The following is a 17,798-nucleotide window of genomic DNA, read 5'->3' as shown; positions in this document are numbered from 1 at the left end:
TCCCGCGAGCCGCTAGGCTCGCCCCGTGGCTGAGATCCAGATTCCCGCTGACATCAAGCCCGCCGACGGACGTTTCGGCGCGGGCCCCTCCAAGGTGCGCACGGAGGCGCTGGACGCCCTGGCCGCCACCGGCACGTCCCTGCTCGGCACCTCCCATCGCCAGGCCCCGGTGAAGAACCTGGTCGGCCGGGTGCGCGAAGGGGTCAAGGACCTCTTCCAGCTCCCCGAGGGCTACGAGGTGATCCTGGGCAACGGCGGCTCCACCGCCTTCTGGGACGTGGCGACGCACGGCCTGATCGAGAACAAGTCGCAGCACCTGAACTTCGGTGAGTTCTCGTCCAAGTTCGCGAAGGCCTCGAAGCTGGCCCCGTGGCTGGCCGAGCCGACCGTCATCGCCTCCGAGCCCGGCACGCACCCCGAGCCGCAGGCCGAGGCGGGCGTCGACGTGTACGGCCTCACGCACAACGAGACCTCCACCGGTGTCGCCGCCCCGATCAAGCGCGTGGCGGGTGCCGACGAGGGCGCCCTCGTCCTGGTGGACGCGACCTCCGGCGCCGGCGGTCTGCCCGTCGACATCGCCGAGACAGACGTCTACTACTTCGCTCCGCAGAAGTCGTTCGCGTCGGACGGCGGCCTCTGGCTGGCGGCGTTCTCGCCGGCCGCCCTGGAGCGCGCCGAGCGCATCCACGCGTCGGGCCGCCACATCCCGGAGTTCTTCTCGCTGCCGACGGCGATCGACAACTCCCGCAAGAACCAGACGTACAACACCCCGGCGCTCGCGACGCTCTTCCTGCTCGGTGAGCAGCTGGAGTGGATGAACAGCCAGGGCGGTCTGGCCTGGACGACGGCCCGCACCAAGGACTCCTCGACGCGCCTGTACAGCTGGGCCGAGGACTCGAAGCACGCGACGCCGTTCGTCACGGACCCGGCGAAGCGTTCGCAGGTCATCGGCACGATCGACTTCTCGGACGAGATCGACGCGGCCGCGGTCGCCAAGGTGCTGCGCGCCAACGGCATCGTCGACACGGAGCCGTACCGCAAGCTGGGCCGCAACCAGCTGCGCGTCGCGATGTTCCCGGCGATCGACCCGGCGGACGTCGAGGCACTCACGAAGTGCATCGACTACGTGATCGAAAAGCTCTAGTCACACCGGTTCTACGAGGATGGGGCGCCCGGCACTTCCGCCGGGCGCCCCATCGGCGTAGAGGGTGACAGGCCCCGAGTTCAAGGCCCGGGTCCGCCTCCTCGACGAGGACGGCGAGGAGGCGAAGCACGCGGCGAAGCTGCTCCGCCACAAGCACCCGGTGATGCACGGCGTCGCGGTCCCGCCGGCGCACAAGGTGCAGCGGGACAGGACGCTGCACTACGAGGTACGGGTCCTGGAGGAGTGATCATCGGCGCGCGGCGATCGGTGCATGGCAGCCCGGCCGGCCCGGCTGCGCTACTTCTTCGGCCGCCTCAGCAGCCGCCCGATCCCGAAGACGGCGATGACCACGACGACGAGCCCGACCGCACTCGCGCTGAGCCCCGTGTCGATGGGTCCGTCGCCCGAATCACCGCTCCCCGAGGGCGACTTCGAGTCGTCGCCGGACCCGTCGCCGGCCTGTACGGGCTCCACCGAACTGCCCCGGCCCTCGCTCCCGTAGAGCAGCGTCTTCCCGTCGGCGGTGTACGTGACGGACTCGCCCTGGGGCTGCATCGGCACGTTCAACTGCCCCTCACGCTCGGGCTTGCCGTCCTTCCAGGCGTACGAGATCCCGCCGAAGTAGCCGCGCAGGGCGAGGTGCTTGCCGTCGGGCGAGAACGCGCCGTCCGTCACCCACAGGTTGATGCCGGAGATGCGGCGGAAGACGTTCGTGCCCGACGCGGACAGGTTCCGGGGGCCCTCGTAGAGGCCGCCGCCGTCCTCGTTCTTCTCGGCGATGTAGACGCGTCCGGTCTTCGGATGGACCATCAGCGCCTCGGCGTTGCGGGGCCCGTCCGCGTACTGCACGGTGAACTGCGTCGCCCGCACGGTCTGGTCGCGCAGTTCCTTCGGCTCCGGCAGCTTGTAGATCCACACGTGGGACCACTTGCCGCCGAGGTTATCGCCGATGTCGCCGACGTAGAGGTTGTTGTCGGGGCCGATGGAGATGGCCTCGACGTCGCGCGGGGCGCCGACGCCGGTCAGGGTGAGGGTGGCGACGGTTTTGCCGGTCCTGCCGTCGATCGCGTACAGGTACGCGCCGTCGCTGCTGTCGTTGTGGGTCCAGTAGATGCCCGGGTGGATCCGGGACGCGGCGAGGCCGCTGGACTCGGTGATGCGGGGGTCCTTGATGGTGAACCCGTCGCTGCCGGGGTCGTCCGCCACGGCGGGAGCGGTGGCACCGAACGCGAGAACGACGGCGGCTCCGGCCGCACCCAGAAACGAACGCATGCCCCCAGCTTGCCAGGGCGTGCTCAGCGTCACACACTTCGCCCGCCCGCGATCCGCGATGATGAGCGGATGCTCAGGTTCACATTCGTCGGCGACTCCATGACGATAGGCAGCGCGGGCGAACTCACCTGGCGTTACCGGATGTGGCAGCATCTGCGGGCCGCGTACGGCGACGGCGCGTTCGAGATCGCCGGGCCGCGCGAGACGCTCTACGACAAGACGGCGAACGCCGCGGTGTCGCACGACTACGCGGACGCGGACCCCGCGTTCCCGCGCGCCCATCTCGCGGGCTGGGGCGAGGGCTGGCTGCACATGGCGCCCGTCATCGAGGAGGCGGTCGCGCTCGCCCGCACCGATGTCCTGCTCATCTCGCTCGGCCTGATCGATCTCGGCTTCTACACGAACGCGGAGCAGACCGCGCAGAACGTGCGCCGCTTCGTCGCCGGCGCCCGCGCCGCGAACCCGCGGGTGCGGATGGTCATGCTGCCGGTCATACCGAACGTGCGCGCCGAGACTGACGCGCCGTTCGCCGCGGAGGTCGCGCACTTCAACACGCTCCTCGCGAAGGCGGTCGCCGACCTCGACTCGGGCCGCTCTCCCCTGCTCCTCGCGTCGGTGCCGGAGTCGTACGACATCCACGGGGACACGTACGACGGCACGCACCCGAACGCGAGCGGTGAGCGCAAGCTCGCGGACACGTTCGCCCGTGCGATGCGGCAGGCGTGGGGTCCGCTGAACGCCCGGCCCGGGGGCCTTGCCTAGAGTCCACTCCACGCCGTTGGCTGGGCACTCATGAAGTACACGCAGCTCGGACGCACAGGACTCAAGGTCAGCCGGCTCGTTCTCGGCACGATGAACTTCGGTCCGCAGACCGACGAGGCCGACAGCCACGCGATCATGGACACGGCGCTGGCCTCGGGGATCAACTACTTCGACACCGCCAACGTCTACGGCTGGGGCGAGAACAAGGGCCGTACCGAGGAGATCATCGGCAGCTGGTTCGCCCAGGGCGGCGACCGGCGGGACAAGACGGTCCTGGCCACGAAGGTCTACGGCAACATGGCCGGCGCGGGCACCGATTCGCCCTGGCCCAACCACGACAAGCTCTCCGCGGTCAACATCCGCCGCGCCGTCGAGGCCAGCCTCAAGCGGCTGGGGACGGACTACATCGACATCTACCAGTTCCACCACGTCGACCGCGAGACCCCCTTCGAGGAGATCTGGCAGGCCGTCGACGTCCTGATCCAGCAGGGCAAGATCCTGTACGCCGGATCGTCGAACTTCCCCGGCTACAAGATCGCCCAGGCCAACGAGAAGGCGGCCGCGCGGGGCACGCTCGGTCTCGTCAGCGAGCAGTGCCTCTACAACCTCGCGGAGCGCCGCGCCGAGATGGAGGTCATCCCGGCCGCGCAGGAGTACGGCCTCGGGGTCATCCCCTGGTCGCCGCTGCACGGCGGTCTGCTGGGCGGGGTCATCAAGAAGGAGGTCGAGGGCGGGCGTCGCGCGAGCGGCCGGGCCGCGGACGCGCTCGCGAACCCGGAGACGCGCGCCCAGCTCCAGTCCTACGAGGACCTGCTCGACAAGCACGGCCTCGCGCCCGGCGAGGCGGCGCTGGCCTGGCTGCTGACCCGTCCCGGCATCACCGGGCCCATCGTCGGCCCGCGCACCTCGGAACAGCTCGACTCGGCACTGCGCGCGGTCGAGCTGGAACTGAGCGAGGAGGTCCTCACGGGCCTGGACGAGATCTTCCCCGGCCCTGGCCCTTCACCGGAGGCGTTCGCCTGGTAGAGCCGGGGCCTCGCCCGGCCTGGCAGCAGTGCGGCCGCGGGTACGGCGCGGCGCGGCCGCGGTCACTTTCCGACCGCGGCCGCCACTGCGACGACGGCGAACATCAGTACCAGCACAACGGCCATGATCCGGTTACGGCTCTTCGGGTCCACCCTTCGAGATTAACCCGTGGCCGAAAGAGGCCAGCCGCCGACCTTCTCGTAGCGGGGCCGCTCGCCGCGCACCCCGGACGCCGGCAGCCGGCTGCGGACGAGTGCCAGCTCGCCGACCGTCCACTGTTCACCGGTGAAGGTGTCGAGGGCGGCCGCGTACGGCGTGAGGTGGACGGCGCCGGAACCGCGGGCCAGCGTGAGGTGCGGCCGGTAGGGGCGGTGCTCCTCCGTGTCGAGGCCTGCCTTGCGGGCCGCCGCCCCGGCCCGCTCGGCGAGCCGCCGCAGCGCCGCCACGTCACCGGCCGCGCCCACCCACAGGGCCCGGTCCCCGAAGTGCCCGCCGCCGCGCAGGCCGAGCGGGAAGGGCGCGGTGCGGGCCGCGGCCCGTTCCAGGCGCCGCGACAGCTCGGGCACGGTCTCGTCGGGCACTTCGCCGTAGAAGGCCAGCGTGAAGTGCCAGCCCGGGGGGCCGGTCCAGCGCAGGCCCTCGGCCCCCTCGGAACCCGTCAACTGGTCGACGGCACGCCCCAGTTCGGCCACCGCCTCGTCCGGCAGAAGCACTGCTGCGAAAAGTCTCACGGGATTAGTGTCCCCGCATGGAGATCAGAAAGGGCAGTACCGCGGACATCCCGGCCATAGTCGGCCTGTTCGACGGCGCCATGGAGTGGCTGGTGTCACAGGGGCGCACGGGGCAGTGGGGCGAGAGGCCGTGGTCGCAGCGTCCACAGGCCGTGGCGATGGTCGAGGAGTACGTGGCCAAGGGCCGGCCATGGATCGCCGAGGTCGACGGCACCCCGGTCGGCACGCTCACGCTCTCCGAGGGACCCGGCTCGTACGTGGAGCCGGCCGGTGAGCCCGAGCGCAGCGCGACGTCCATCTGCTCGCGGCCCGGCACGGCAGCGGGGCGGGCGCCGCGCTGCTCGCCCACGCCGTAGACGAAACGCTCCCCCATAGCCAGAAGAGCATGGGGGGACCCCCAGCCGGCGTTCCGCTCCTGCGCGTCGACTGCTACGCGGGCGACGACGGCAAGCTCGTCGCGTTCTACGAGGCGAACGGCTTCGTCCGCACCGCGACGTTCATCGGGCCCGACGGCATCTGGCCGGGCCAGGTCCTGGCCCGGCGCGTCTGACGGCCGGCCCCTCGGCTCAGGCCGCCGTGGCCAGTTGCTCGCGCGGTACGAACTGCACGTGCTGCTGTCCGCGGCGCAGGTCGAGCTTGAGCCGCAGGTTCGCGGCGCGGGCCAGCATCAGTCCGACGCCGACCGCGGCCGTGGCGCACACGAGGCCGCCGAGGGCAAAGCTGATCCGGACCCCGTACTGGTCGGCGATCCAGCCGAACAGGGGCCCGCCGAGCGGCGTACCGCCCGTGAACACCATCATGAACAGCGACATGACGCGGCCCCGCATCTCGGGGTCGGTGGCCATCTGGACGGACGAGTTCGCGGTCACGTTGACCGTGAGGCCGAGGATGCCGAGCAGCACGATCAGCGGCGCGAAGACCCAGACGTCGGGCGCGAACGCGGCCACGACCTCCAGGACACCGAAGCCGACCGCGGCTCCCGCGAGGACGCGCAGCCGGGTGGAGCGGCGCCGCGCGGCGAGCAGCGCACCGGCCAGCGAGCCGAGGGCCATGAGCGTGTTGAACACGCCGTACATGCCGACCCCTCCGTGGAAGACGTCGTCGGCGTAGGCGCTCAGCCAGATCGGGAAGTTGAAGCCGAAGGTGCCGACGAAGCCGACGAGGACGATCGGCCAGATCAGCTCGGGGTGCTTGGAGACGTAGTCGAGGCCCTCGCGGAGCTGGCCCTTGCCGCGCGGGGCGCGCGGGGTGTGGTGCAGCTCACGGGTGCGCATCAGGCAGAGGCTGGTGAGCGGTGCGAGGAAGGACAGTCCGTTGGCGAGGAACGCCCAGCCCGGACCGACGGCAGCGGTGAGTGCACTCGCGACCGCGGGACCGATCAGGCGTGCCGACTGGAAGTTCGCCGAGTTCAGGCTGACCGCGTTGCGGACCTGGTCGGGGCCGACCATCTCGGAGACGAAGGACTGGCGGGTCGGGTTGTCGACGACGGTGACGAGGCCGGTGAAGAAGGCCGCGAGGTAGACGTGCCAGACCTGGACGTTCCCGGTGAGGGTGAGCGCGGCGAGGAAGAGCCCGGACAGGCTCATGGCGCCCTGGGTGACGAACAGGAGGTTCCGCTTGGCGAAGCGGTCGGCTATGACGCCGCCGTAGAGGCCGAACAGGAGCATCGGCAGGAACTGCATGGCGGTGGTGATACCGACGGCCGCCGAGGAGCCGGTGATGCTGAGCACCAGCCAGTCCTGGGTGATGCGGGCCATCCAGGTGCCGGTGTTGGAAACGACGGCCCCGGTCGCGAAGAGCCGGTAGTTACGGATCTTCAGCGAGCTGAACATCGAGCTCTTGCGGGGGCGGTCGGTCTTGTCGAGGGCGGTTGGTGCGGGGGCGGAGTCTGCTCCGGATCCCGTACTCAATGCGGGTTCGCCTCCTTGGCGGCCGTGAAGGCAGGTCGACGACGCCCCGAGGGGCATGGCAGGGGGGCTTACAGGTGGGCGAGCTTCTCCAGGACGGGGGCGGCGGCGCGGATCTTGGCCCACTCGTCCTCGTCCAGGTTCTCCACGAGCGAGGCCAGCCACGCGTTGCGCTTGCGGCGGCTCTCTTCGAGCATGGCCTCGGCCTGCTCGGTGGAGGTGACGACCTTCTGTCGCCGGTCCTCGGGATGCGGCTCCAGCCGGACGAGCCCCTTGGCCTCGAGCAGCGCGACGATGCGGGTCATCGACGGCGGCTGCACGTGCTCCTTGCGGGCGAGTTCGCCCGGAGTCGCGCTGCCGCAGCGGGCGAGGGTGCCGAGCACCGACATTTCTGTGGGGCTCAGCGACTCGTCGACCCGCTGGTGCTTGAGTCGGCGCGACAGGCGCATCACCGCTGAGCGCAGGGCGTTCACTGCGGCTGCGTCGTCGCCATGGGAGAGGTCCGGCATGTCCTTAGCTTAACTCATTACTCTTTCTAAAGACCACTCGGGTTCCCATGACTCCGCCCACTGAATCCTCCGCGAGCCCCTCCGTCACCCGTATGAGTGACGTGGCCACGAAAAGTGACACGCGGGTGGACAGCGGCCCGCGACCCTGTTGCGCATGGGATCGACAGTGCTCAGCCTGCGGATGGACGGTGAGCTGCTCGACCGGCTCAAGACCCACGCCGCCAAAAGAGGAATGAGCGTCCAGGACTATGTGGTCCGGACGCTCATTCGAGACGACTTCGACGAACGCTTCGCGACGTCCGTCGAGGAGACAGAGAAGTTCTACGGGGCGGCGTGACCCCTCCGCCTGCGGGCCGTCTGTGGCTGGTCGCGCGGTTCCCCGCGCCCCTGGCGCCCCTTCAGGGCGCTCAGGTCAGGCCCAGCGCCGGCATCAGGTAGTAGAAGGCGAAGACCCCCGCGACGATGTACATCGCGACCGGCACCGAACGGGCGCGGCCCGCCGCGACCCGCAGCAATGTGAAGCTGATGAAGCCCATCCCGATGCCGTTGGTGATCGAGTACGTGAACGGCATCATCAGCATCGTCACGAAGGCCGGGATGGCGATCGTGTAGTCGCTCCAGTCGATGGCCCCGATCGACCCCGACAGGATCAGGAAGCCCACCGCGAGCAGCGCTGGCGTGGCGGCCTGGGACGGGACCATCGTGGCGATCGGCGTGAGGAACAGCGCGACGGCGAAGAGACCGCCGGTGATCACGTTGGCGAAACCGGTGCGGGCGCCCTCGCCGACACCGGCGGTGGACTCCACGAAGCAGGTGGTGGCCGACGAGGACGAGGCGCCGCCCGCGGCGACGGCGATGCCGTCGATGAAGAGGACCTTGTTCATGCCGGGCATCTGACCGTCCTTGTCGGTCAGCTTGGCCTCGTCGCTGACGCCCATGATCGTGCCCATCGCGTCGAAGAAGCACGACAGCAGCACGGTGAAGACGAAGAGGATGCCGGTCAGCATGCCGACCTTGTCGAAGCCGCCGAACAGGCTGACCTGGCCGACCAGACCGAAGTCCGGCATCTCCACCGGGTTGCCGGGCCACTTGGGCGTCGTCAGGCCCCAGCTCGGGACGTTGGCGACCGCGTCGATGAACACCGCGACGAGCGTCATGACGACGATGGAGATCAGGATGGCGCCCGGCACCTTGCGCACGATCAGCGCGAGGGTGAGCAGCACGCCGAGCACGAAGACGAGGACGGGCCAGCCGTTGAGGTGACCGTCGCTGCCGAGCTGGAGCGGCACCGTGGTGTGCGCGGCGTCCGGGATGCGGGAGACGAAGCCCGAGTCGACCAGGCCGATCAGCATGATGAACAGGCCGATACCGATCGCGATGCCCTTGCGCAGGCCGAGCGGCACGGCGTTCATGACGCGCTCACGCAGACCGGTCGCCACCAGGAGCATCACGACGAAGCCCGCGAGGACGACCATGCCCATCGCGTCCGGCCACGACATGCGGGGGGCGAGCTGGAGGGCCACGACGGTGTTCACGCCGAGGCCGGCGGCGAGCGCGATCGGGACGTTGCCGATGACACCCATGAGCAGGGTCGTGAACGCGGCGGTGAGCGCGGTCGCGGTGACCAGCTGACCGTTGTCGAGCTGGTGCCCGTACATGTCCTTCGCGCTGCCGAGAATGATCGGGTTCAGCACGATGATGTAGGCCATCGCGAAGAAGGTGGCGAAGCCGCCGCGGATCTCCCGGCTGACCGACGAGCCCCGCTCTGAGATCTTGAAGTAGCGGTCGAGGCCGTTCTTGGGGGCCGACGGCGGCTCGATGAGATCGACCGGTGCGGGGGCCGAGCTGGACATGGATGACCTCTGAATCGTGTGCTGACGGGGGCGCTGTTTGGCGTTTTCTACGAACAGAAGTGGCCAGACTCAGGCCGTTTCAGTATGAACATATGAGCAAGAATTCGCTATCTCCGCGCGTAGACCCTTGACCCGTAAGGGGTCCGGGGCGACTGAAGACGTCGTTTCGTGCTCCTCGTAAGCTGTGCCCATGGAGAAGTGGACCCCCAAGCACGAGGCACCCGAGCCCCTTGAAGGGCCCGTGGTCGCCACCATCACGGGCGGCACGATCCTGTGGTTCGTCCTCTTCCTGGTGCAGCTGCCGTTCTACGGCTGGTTCGACGACCACGGCCACACCTGGTGGGTGTGGACCTGCCTGGCCGGCGCCGGACTCGGGCTCATCGGCATCTGGTACGTACGGGGGCGCGACGCGGCGCTCAAGCGCGCGGCCGCCGAAGCGGGCCCGGCAACCGAGTAGCGGCCGGCCCGGCACCCGAGCAGCGGCCGGCGCGTCGGCCGCCTACCACCACGGGACCGGCCCCCGCCCCTCCACGTCCTCCCCGGGTCGGATCTTTGGCGCACCCGAGGGGTGAAGCCGCAAATCCGCCCGTACTGTCGTTGGCATGACGCACATCGACGCGGGCTCCGAGCTGGACCCGGTCCACCCGGTGCCGCTCCCCCAGCGGGCGAGGGGGCTCACCACCGGCGAGGTGGCCGAGCGCGTCGCGCGCGGCGAGGTCAACGACATACCGGTCCGCAGCTCCCGCTCCACCACCGAGATCATCCGCGCGAACGTCTTCACGCGGTTCAACGCGATCATCGGCGTCCTCTGGCTGATCATGCTGTTCGTCGCGCCGTTCCAGGACAGCCTCTTCGGCTACGTCATCCTCGCGAACACCGGCATCGGCATCATCCAGGAGATGCGCGCCAAGAAGACCCTCGACTCACTCGCCGTCATCGGCGAGGCGAAACCGACGGTCCGGCGCGACGGGCGCGCCACCGAGATCTCCACCTCCGCCATCGTCCTCGGCGACCTGATCGAGATCGGGCCGGGCGACAAGATCGTCGTGGACGGCGTGTGCGCCGAGACCGACGGGCTCGAGATCGACGAGTCCCTGCTCACCGGCGAGGCCGACCCCGTCGTCAAGCACCACGGCGACCAGGTCATGTCCGGCAGCTTCGTCGTCGCCGGCGGCGGCGCGTTCACCGCCACGAAGGTCGGCCGCGAGGCCTACGCCGCGCAGCTCGCCGAGGAGGCCAGCCGCTTCACCCTCGTCCAGTCCGAGCTGCGTACCGGCATCTCCACCATCCTCAAGTACGTCACCTGGATGATGGTCCCGACCGCGATCGGCCTCGTCATCAGCCAGCTCGTGGTCAAGCAGAACGACTTCAAGGACTCCGTCGCGCGGACCGTCGGCGGCATCGTGCCGATGGTCCCCGAGGGACTCGTCCTGCTCACCTCCGTCGCCTTCGCGATCGGCGTGATCCGCCTCGGCCGCAAGCAGTGTCTCGTCCAGGAACTCCCCGCCATCGAGGGTCTCGCCCGCGTCGACACCGTCTGCCTCGACAAGACGGGCACCCTCACCGAGGGCGGCATGGACGTCACCGAGCTGCGCCCGCTCGGCGGCGCCGACGAGGGCTACGTACGCAAGGTCCTCGGTGCGCTCGGCGAGTCCGACCCGCGGCCCAACGCCTCGCTCCAGGCGATCATCGACGCCTACCCCGACAGTGAGGAGTGGCGCTGCACCGAGTCGCTGCCCTTCTCCTCCGCCCGCAAGTACAGCGGCGCCGCGTTCAGCGAGGGCGACGGCACCACCAGCGCGTGGCTGCTCGGCGCGCCCGACGTCCTCCTGCCGGCCGGGCACGCGGTGCTCGCCGAGACCGAAGAGCTCAACCACCGGGGCCTGCGTGTCCTGCTGCTCGCCCGCGCCCGTGGCGACCTCGACGACCCGGCGGTCAAGGAGGGCGCCGAGGCCGTCGCCCTGGTCGCCATGGAACAGCGGCTGCGGCCCGACGCTGCGGACACGCTGCGGTACTTCGCCGACCAGGACGTCCACGCGAAGGTCATCTCCGGGGACAACGCGGTGTCGGTGGGCGCCGTCGCCGGGAAGCTGGGCCTCGCGGGCGCGCAGGACACGGTCGACGCCCGCACGCTCCCCGCCGACCAGGCCGGGATGGCCAAGGCCCTCGACGAGAACACGGTGTTCGGCCGCGTCACCCCGCAGCAGAAGCGCGACATGGTCGGTGCGCTCCAGTCCCACGGGCACACGGTCGCGATGACGGGCGACGGAGTGAACGACGTGCTCGCCCTCAAGGACGCCGACATCGGCGTCTCCATGGGCTCGGGCTCGGAGGCGACCCGCGCCGTCGCGCAGATCGTGCTCCTCAACAACAGCTTCTCCACGCTGCCGTCGGTCGTCGCCGAGGGCCGCCGCGTCATCGGGAACATCACGCGCGTCGCGTCCCTGTTCCTGGTCAAGACGGTCTACTCGGTGCTGCTCGCCGTCCTCGTGGTCTGCTTCCAGATCGAGTACCCGTTCCTGCCGCGGCACCTGACGCTGCTGTCGACGCTGACGATCGGCATCCCCGCGTTCTTCCTTGCGCTCGCGCCCAACAAGGAGCGGGCCAAACCGCAGTTCGTGAAGCGGGTGATGCGGTACGCGATCCCCGGGGGCGTCGTCGCCGGGACCGCCACCTTCGTGACGTACATGATCGCCCGGCACTACTACACGGGCTCCGGCGCGCTCGACGCCGAGACCAGTTCGGCGACGCTGACGCTGTTCCTCGTCTCGATGTGGGTCCTCGCCATCATCGCGCGGCCCTACACGTGGTGGCGGGTGTGCCTGGTGGCCGCGATGGGCGCGGCGTTCCTGCTCGTCCTCGTGGTGCCGTGGCTCCAGGACTTCTTCGCACTGAAGCTGGTGGGCGCGTCGATGCCGTGGACGGCGGTCGGCATCGCGGGGGTGGCGGCGGTCGCCCTGGAATTCCTGTGGCGCTGGGTCGACCGCCGCTTTCCCGTCTAGGACTTCTACTGCACGTCGACGAAGTCACCCGTGGCCTTGACGGCCGGGGTGGTGGAGGTGCCGAGGAAGTTGTAGCGCCAGTAGCCGTCGTACGTGGCCGTGGACGTGGTCTTCAGCGAGCCGGTCGAGGACGACGTGACCGACTTCAGGTACGTCGTCGGGTACGCCGAGGAGCTCGTCTTGCGGAACTGCAGCTTCACCGACTGGCTGGTGTAGCCGGCGTACTTGTGCGTGTCCCAGTTCGCGCGGGTCAGGGCGCCCGTGATGGTGAGCGTGCCGCCCTTCTTCACGGGCTCGGGGGACGCGTTGACGGTGAGCTTGGAGTAGCGCTGCAGGGCGTTGGACGACACGGCGTCCTGGTACGCGGTGCCGATCTTGCTCGGGTCGCTGGGGCTGTCCGGGTCCTGGCCGTTGTACGCGACGGCGAACGCCTCGCCGGTCCATTTGGCTCCGGCGTCGACGTTGGTCAGCTCCTCCTGCGGGTTGATGTCGATGCTGCCGTTGCAGTTCGCGACAGTCGACGAGGCGGCCGTGCAGGTCGCCGGGGCGTCGCCGAACAGGGCGTTCCCCTCGTCGGTGTCGGTGCGGTAGAGGTCGACGCCCGGGACGAAGTCGTCGGCCGTCGGGTCCACGTCCGAGCCGTGGGTGAAGGTGAAGCTGTACGAGACGTGCACCGTGTTGGTGGTGCCGACAACGATGGCGGACTTACCGCTGTTCACCTTGATGTTCGAGAAGGTGGCGTCCATCACGTATGGGTCGCCGGCCTCGGTGGCGGTCAGCGAACGGGCCTGCGGAGCCGAGTGCCCCGCAGCCTTCTGGGCGACCTGGTGAGCCTGCGCCAGGCTCGGCTGGTCGGTGGCCTGCGCGGCCGGCACGGCGAAAGCGGCCAGGGCGAGAGAGCCGGTCACCGTCGCGGCGGCCATGGTGGCACGTATGCGCATGTGATTCCCCATGAGGAGAGGGGTCCCGCGGTGCAGATGCTGTCACGCGGGGCCCAAGTGATCTAGGAGTCTGTTGACTCGGATGATCAGACGTGCAACCCCCGCGACGGGTTGTACGGCAGGTGAAGCCTTTGTGCGTGCTTTGCCAGGGCGCCGTCGGGCTTTACCAACGGCACACCAGATGCATACTGAACCGCAGGTCAGCCGACCAGCCGGTCCCGGATCAGTCGAACCAGCGGTCCCGTGCCAGCTCCGCCGTCCTCGACGGGTCTTCGAGCAGGGCCGCGACCTCGAAGCGGCGCGGCCACTGCCCCGCCGCCCACGCCAAGCCCGCCGCCACGCCCTCCAGGGTCGAGGCGTGGACCGTGCCCTCGGACGTGCGCCGCCAGTCGACCTCCACCCCGGCGACGAACAGCTCCTCGTGCTCGACGTACCTCTGCGGGGTCGCCGGTCCGAGCAGGGTCCGTACGGACTCCGGCACCGGATGTTCGGCGCCCTCCTGAGTGACCCCGGCGTCGGCGGTCGTGCTCAGCCGTCGTACCTGGAAGAGGTCCGCCAGGTCCGCGGCCCGACCCGGACTCACCGGCAGCAGGGCCAGCCCGCCGGCCAGGGGCAGCAGATCGGGCGCGTCCGCGACGACGGCGTCGGCCGCGTCCACGACCCTGACCTCACCGTCCACCACGGCCCGCAACTCGTCGGGCAGGGTCACCTGCTCCGGGTCGAGGTCGGCCAGCGCCCCGTACAGGGCGTGGAGTTGGGCCGCGCCGACCTCGCGCTCCGGGTCGGCGAGCCGGTCGAGGAGCTCGGCCGCGCCGCCGGGCTCGTCGAGGAGCGCGGCGACGGAGGTGCGTACGCCGAGTGCGCGCAGCACCTGCTCGTCCTCGAACCCGGTCGCGTCCGCCGGGTCGTAGAGCCCGGCGAGCAGCGGGTCACCGCCCGCCGCGCGCAGGCCGGCCGGCCGGCGGCCGTCGAGGACGGGGTGGTCACGCAGCCACCAGGCCGTGTACGGGCGGACGATCTCGTGCGTGCCGTCGGGCAGCAGGACCCGGACGGGCTGGGTGAGGGCGTCGCGCAGCGGCGGGCGGGACAGCAGGGCGAGGGCCTGGGGCCAGCGGTCGTCGTCGACGAGGTCCAGGTCGCGTACGGCGACGAGTTCGGTGGCGACGGGCGGCACGGGGGTGTCGGGCAGCCGGTCGAGTACGTCCTCGCACCACACGTCGACCGCGTCGAGCAGGCCCGCGTCGTCCGGCTCCGCGAAGTCGCCGTCGCGCGGGTCGAGTTCGTCCGGGTCGAGGACCACGTCGGCGGCGCGGACCAGGGCGAACCCGGCGAGGACACCGCACGCGGCGAGCGGCTGCTCACCCCACCGCTCGGCGAGGTCGCCGTCCACCATGGCGAGTTCGCCCTCGCGGACGACCTGCGCGAACGGGCTGCCGGGCAGCACGAGTTCACCGGCGGGCGCCAGCTCGCCCTCGTCGTCGGGCAGCGCGAGCGCGCCCAGCCACGGCTCGTCCCCGGGCTCCAGGTTCGCGTCCCGTACGAGGGTGAGGACCAGCTCGGCCAACTCGTCCACGCCGACCGGGCCGTCGTCGTCGAGGGACCAGACGTCGTCGTCGAGCGAACCGGCGACGGCCGCCCGCACCTGAGGGGTCGTCAGGACGGCGCGGGGCGTCGCGGGCAGCGCGCCCAGCTTTTCGAGCAACGGGTGCGCGGCGTCCACGTGGGCGACCTTGAGGCCGAGCCGGGCGAGCGCCTCACCCGGTGTCGCGTCCGGCATGGGCAGCAGCACCTGCCGCGGCCCGATCGTCGTACGCCCACCGGCCAGCGGCACCGGGAGCCCGGTGAGCCGGTCCGGGTCGACGCCCGCGAGGCTGTCGTAAAGGCGCCGCCACCAGCCCGGCTCCTTCTCCAGACCGGCGAGCCGGTCGACCGCCTCCGTCAGCGGGACCCGGGCGACCTCCAGGGTCCGCAGCTCGACGCGGCGTTCGAGTCCGGCGGGCAGCAGGCTCGGCAGGACCTCGGCGAGGACCCGCACGGTCTCGGCGCCGGCGCCCTCGACGACCTCGGCCTCGCGCGGCCGCAGCGTCTCGGGCAGTCCGTCGGCGTCGTCCTTCGTGCGCGGCAGCGCGGGCGGCAGGAACGCGGTGCGCGGCAGCCGGGCCAGGATCGCCCCGCGCAGGCTGCCGTCCAGCTCACCCCGGCCGAGCGGGCCCGGCACGAGGCCGAGGACGGCGGTGCTCACCGGGCGCCATCCGGCGAGGAGTTCGGCGTAGGCGTCGGCGGCGCGCTCCACCAGGAAGTCGGTGAGCGGCCCGGGGGCGGCGTGCCGCCGGGTCGTGTCGAGGGGGAACGAGGCGATGAGCAGCGCGGGCACGCCGAGCGGTTCGTCGCTGGGGGTCGGCGCGTGGAGCACGGGCGCGCTGCGGGGCGGCTCGGGGGCGCCGTCCGTGTCCACGGGTACGGCCCAGGTCACGGACCAGTGCGGGCGGAGGCGCTCTTCGAGGGGCCGGTCGGCGAGGAGCGCGGCTTCGAGCGGGCCGTTTCGGACGAGGACACGCCAGCGGGTCGTGACACTCTCGCGCCCGCCGGACGCGGCGTCCTCGCGCTCGTCGTCCACCGCCACGTACGGCCCGTCGGTCCTGCGGCGCAGGATGCGCGTCCCCGACCCGGTCTCCACGACGACCTCGTCGAGACCGGGCAGGGCGAGGAGGAGCGTGTCGTCGATGGCGTCGATGAGCCGCGCCGCGAGCGCCTCCGCCGCGGCGTCGCGCAGCGGCAGGATCACGACGGTCTCGTACGGGTCCGGGGCCGAGCCCTCCGCGGCGAACGGAAGCCTGAGCAGCGGCACATGGCCGTCCCGGCGGCGCAGTTCGTCGCCGAGGCCGGGGCTGTGCCGCGCGGTGTCGGCGGCGAGGCCGCGCGCCTCGGCCAGCGACCAGCGCACCCCGCCCGTGCGGCCGACGACCGCGGGCTCGTCGGTCACGGCGAGGACGGCGGCGAACCCGACGCCGAACCGGCCCACCGCGCCGTCGCCCTGCTCACGCTTGGCGGAGGCCCGCAGCGTGGACAGCGACTCGACACCGGCGGCGTCCAGCGGCGCGCCGGTGTTCGCGGCGACGAGCACGCCGTCGCGCAGGGTCAGGGAGAAGCGGCCGGGGACACCTGCGCGGGCGGCCGCGTCGGCGGCGTTCTGGGCGAGCTCGACGACGAGACGGTCGCGGTAGCCGCCGAGGGCGAGGTCCTCCTCGGCGTTGGCGTCCTCACGGAAGCGGGCCGGGCTGCCGGCCCAGGCATCGAGGACCCCACGCCGCAGACGGGCCGTCCCGAACGGGTCCATCCCCTCGGCTGCCGGGCGCACGATCTTGCTCACGCTCACGGTGTGGTCTCCCTCTGCCGTTCACCCAGGCCAACCCTGGCGACGCAGACGCTACCGCGCGGGCGGAAAGAGAACTGCGAGGGCTACGAGTGCCCCAGGTCCTCCGTGCCGTCCGGGGCGCTCGGGACCGAGCCGGAGTCCGCCGCCGGGCGGAGCGGGAACGGGTCCACTCGCGTCTCGTCGATCACCGGCGGGGCCGGGCGCGGGGGCTTCGGCATGACGGCCGCCTCGGAGTGGCCGCCGCAGCCGTACGAGAGGGAGACGACCCGGCCGTCCGCCGGGGAGAACTCGTTGCCGCAGACGCCGAAGGCCTGGCCGAGCGAGCCGCCGATCGGTGCGAGGAATCCACAGGACACGCAGGTGGCGGGCGCCGCCTGGGCCATCTGCGTCTTCGCCCCGTACGCCTCGTCCCAGCGGTCGGCCGCGGTGTGGAGGCCATAACGGGACAACACCCGGGCGCGCCGCATACCGAGCTCCTCGGCGACCGACGCGATGGAGCCGCGCTCGGGCACGACGGGCAGTTCCGCGGGCGGTCCCACCGTCAGCTCGGCGTCCTCCGCCTCGGCGAGTTCGGCCATCTCCTCGGACACCACGGAGTTAGGCGGCGGGGCGTCCTCACCCGAATAGCCGGGCTCAAGCCGAAGATCCTCGGCGTCGGTCGGGAGCAGGTCTCCGGGGCCCATGTCGCCGGGCCGCAGCCGCTCGCTCCACGGCACCCACTCGGGGGCGAGAAGCGCGTCGGGGCCGGGCAGCAGCACCGTCTCGTCGAGGGTGACGACCTTGGCGCGCGAGGCCCGCGCGACCGTCACGGCCCACCGCCAGCCGCGGTAGCCGAACTCCTTGCACTCGAAGAGATGCGTGACGACCCGGTCGCCCTCGACGACCACGTCGACGTGCTCGCCCACGACTCCTGGCGCGGCGGCCTCCTCGGCCGCGGTCCGCGCGAGACCTACCGCCTCGGCGCACAGACGGTCAGGGGTGCGGCTTCGCGTTGTCGCTGCGCTCACAGGTATCGCTTCTCTCCTACGCCGTCTCACGAGTGCGCCACCCTTGCGCGGGGGTACGGACGGAGCGGACCAGGGGGCCGCGTCGACGTCCGCGCCCGAACGTCCCCGGGCGCACCTACGTCACCCATTCTGCGGGATGACCGAGAGGCGCGCGGCCGAGCACAGCTGCCGCAGGCGCGTTACGCACGCTACCTTCTCCTGGCCCGTGCGCCCACACCGACGTACAAGTAGCTGTGTCCTGCACCACGCGGCGGGGCGGTTCCAGGGG

General features: G+C 71.1%; 15 protein-coding genes and 1 pseudogene. 8 read left to right on the top strand and 8 right to left on the bottom strand.

Annotation, left to right across the window (positions count from 1 at the left end; translation table 11 throughout):
- The first annotated feature begins 25 nt into the window (after positions 1 to 25).
- Positions 26 to 1,144 carry a phosphoserine transaminase gene (gene serC, locus OG456_RS20310; RefSeq protein WP_266562988.1) on the top strand — a complete coding sequence of 373 codons (1,119 nt, stop codon included), beginning with the start codon at positions 26 to 28 and terminating at the stop codon, positions 1,142 to 1,144.
- 64 nt (positions 1,145 to 1,208) lie between these two features.
- The gene (locus OG456_RS20305) at positions 1,209 to 1,391 is read left to right on the top strand and encodes a hypothetical protein (protein WP_266562986.1); all 183 of its coding nucleotides are present in this window, start codon (positions 1,209 to 1,211) and stop codon (positions 1,389 to 1,391) included.
- A gap of 50 nt (positions 1,392 to 1,441) precedes the next feature.
- On the opposite strand, the gene OG456_RS20300 is transcribed toward OG456_RS20305, so the two are convergent.
- On the bottom strand, positions 1,442 to 2,416 hold the full coding sequence (locus tag OG456_RS20300; RefSeq protein WP_266562984.1) for a WD40 repeat domain-containing protein: 975 nt from the start codon (positions 2,414 to 2,416) through the stop codon (positions 1,442 to 1,444).
- A 69-nt stretch (positions 2,417 to 2,485) separates the two neighbouring features.
- Between OG456_RS20300 and OG456_RS20295 the strand changes: the two genes are divergently transcribed.
- Both OG456_RS20295 and OG456_RS20290 read left to right on the top strand, forming a co-directional pair.
- Positions 2,486 to 3,178 (top strand): GDSL-type esterase/lipase family protein, encoded by a 693-nt coding sequence (locus OG456_RS20295; RefSeq protein ID WP_266562982.1) that lies wholly within the window; start codon positions 2,486 to 2,488, stop codon positions 3,176 to 3,178.
- A 30-nt stretch (positions 3,179 to 3,208) separates the two neighbouring features.
- Complete coding sequence (locus OG456_RS20290; protein ID WP_266562980.1) at positions 3,209 to 4,204, top strand: aldo/keto reductase; 996 nt, start codon at positions 3,209 to 3,211, stop codon at positions 4,202 to 4,204.
- A gap of 161 nt (positions 4,205 to 4,365) precedes the next feature.
- Here OG456_RS20290 and thpR read toward each other — a convergent pair whose 3' ends face one another.
- Positions 4,366 to 4,935, bottom strand: coding sequence for an RNA 2',3'-cyclic phosphodiesterase (gene thpR, locus OG456_RS20285; RefSeq protein WP_266562978.1), 570 nt, complete (start codon positions 4,933 to 4,935; stop codon positions 4,366 to 4,368).
- Between the two features lie 17 nt (positions 4,936 to 4,952).
- Between thpR and OG456_RS20280 the strand changes: the two are divergent.
- Positions 4,953 to 5,485: pseudogene (locus OG456_RS20280) on the top strand (GNAT family N-acetyltransferase).
- A gap of 16 nt (positions 5,486 to 5,501) precedes the next feature.
- Here the strand turns inward: OG456_RS20280 and OG456_RS20275 are convergent.
- Both OG456_RS20275 and OG456_RS20270 read right to left on the bottom strand, forming a co-directional pair.
- A complete protein-coding gene (locus OG456_RS20275) occupies positions 5,502 to 6,845 on the bottom strand; it encodes an MFS transporter (RefSeq protein WP_266562976.1) in 1,344 nt (447 codons plus the stop codon).
- 68 nt (positions 6,846 to 6,913) lie between these two features.
- The gene (locus OG456_RS20270; protein ID WP_100595753.1) at positions 6,914 to 7,351 is read right to left on the bottom strand and encodes a MarR family winged helix-turn-helix transcriptional regulator; all 438 of its coding nucleotides are present in this window, start codon (positions 7,349 to 7,351) and stop codon (positions 6,914 to 6,916) included.
- Positions 7,352 to 7,505: 154 nt separating this feature from the next.
- On the opposite strand from OG456_RS20270, the gene OG456_RS20265 reads away from it, so the two are divergent.
- On the top strand, positions 7,506 to 7,688 hold the full coding sequence (locus OG456_RS20265; protein WP_266562974.1) for a ribbon-helix-helix protein, CopG family: 183 nt from the start codon (positions 7,506 to 7,508) through the stop codon (positions 7,686 to 7,688).
- Between the two features lie 70 nt (positions 7,689 to 7,758).
- On the opposite strand, the gene OG456_RS20260 is transcribed toward OG456_RS20265, so the two are convergent.
- Positions 7,759 to 9,204, bottom strand: coding sequence for an NCS2 family permease (locus OG456_RS20260; RefSeq protein WP_266562972.1), 1,446 nt, complete (start codon positions 9,202 to 9,204; stop codon positions 7,759 to 7,761).
- Positions 9,205 to 9,394: 190 nt separating this feature from the next.
- Here OG456_RS20260 and OG456_RS20255 point away from each other — a divergent pair, with 190 nt between their 5' ends.
- Both OG456_RS20255 and OG456_RS20250 read left to right on the top strand, forming a co-directional pair.
- A complete protein-coding gene (locus OG456_RS20255) occupies positions 9,395 to 9,661 on the top strand; it encodes a DUF2530 domain-containing protein (RefSeq protein ID WP_266562970.1) in 267 nt (88 codons plus the stop codon).
- A gap of 145 nt (positions 9,662 to 9,806) precedes the next feature.
- Positions 9,807 to 12,206 (top strand): cation-translocating P-type ATPase, encoded by a 2,400-nt coding sequence (locus tag OG456_RS20250; RefSeq protein ID WP_266562964.1) that lies wholly within the window; start codon positions 9,807 to 9,809, stop codon positions 12,204 to 12,206.
- Between the two features lie 5 nt (positions 12,207 to 12,211).
- Here the strand turns inward: OG456_RS20250 and OG456_RS20245 are convergent, their stop codons facing one another.
- From OG456_RS20245 to OG456_RS20235, 3 genes are all read right to left on the bottom strand, one after another.
- Positions 12,212 to 13,147, bottom strand: coding sequence for a hypothetical protein (locus OG456_RS20245; RefSeq protein ID WP_266562962.1), 936 nt, complete (start codon positions 13,145 to 13,147; stop codon positions 12,212 to 12,214).
- A 223-nt stretch (positions 13,148 to 13,370) separates the two neighbouring features.
- Complete coding sequence (locus OG456_RS20240) at positions 13,371 to 16,517, bottom strand: sacsin N-terminal ATP-binding-like domain-containing protein (RefSeq protein ID WP_266569349.1); 3,147 nt, start codon at positions 16,515 to 16,517, stop codon at positions 13,371 to 13,373.
- An 89-nt stretch (positions 16,518 to 16,606) separates the two neighbouring features.
- Positions 16,607 to 17,530: a DUF3027 domain-containing protein gene (locus OG456_RS20235; RefSeq protein WP_266562960.1), complete on the bottom strand. Its 924-nt coding sequence runs from the start codon at positions 17,528 to 17,530 to the stop codon at positions 16,607 to 16,609.
- Positions 17,531 to 17,798: the final 268 nt, after the last annotated feature.

It is taken from the genome of Streptomyces sp. NBC_01446 (genome assembly GCF_026340095.1).
In the GTDB taxonomy this organism is placed as follows: Bacteria; Actinomycetota; Actinomycetes; order Streptomycetales; family Streptomycetaceae; genus Streptomyces; species Streptomyces aureus.
The sequence above is the reverse complement of the archived record's forward strand: the minus strand, read 5'-3'. Positions and strand labels throughout refer to the sequence as shown.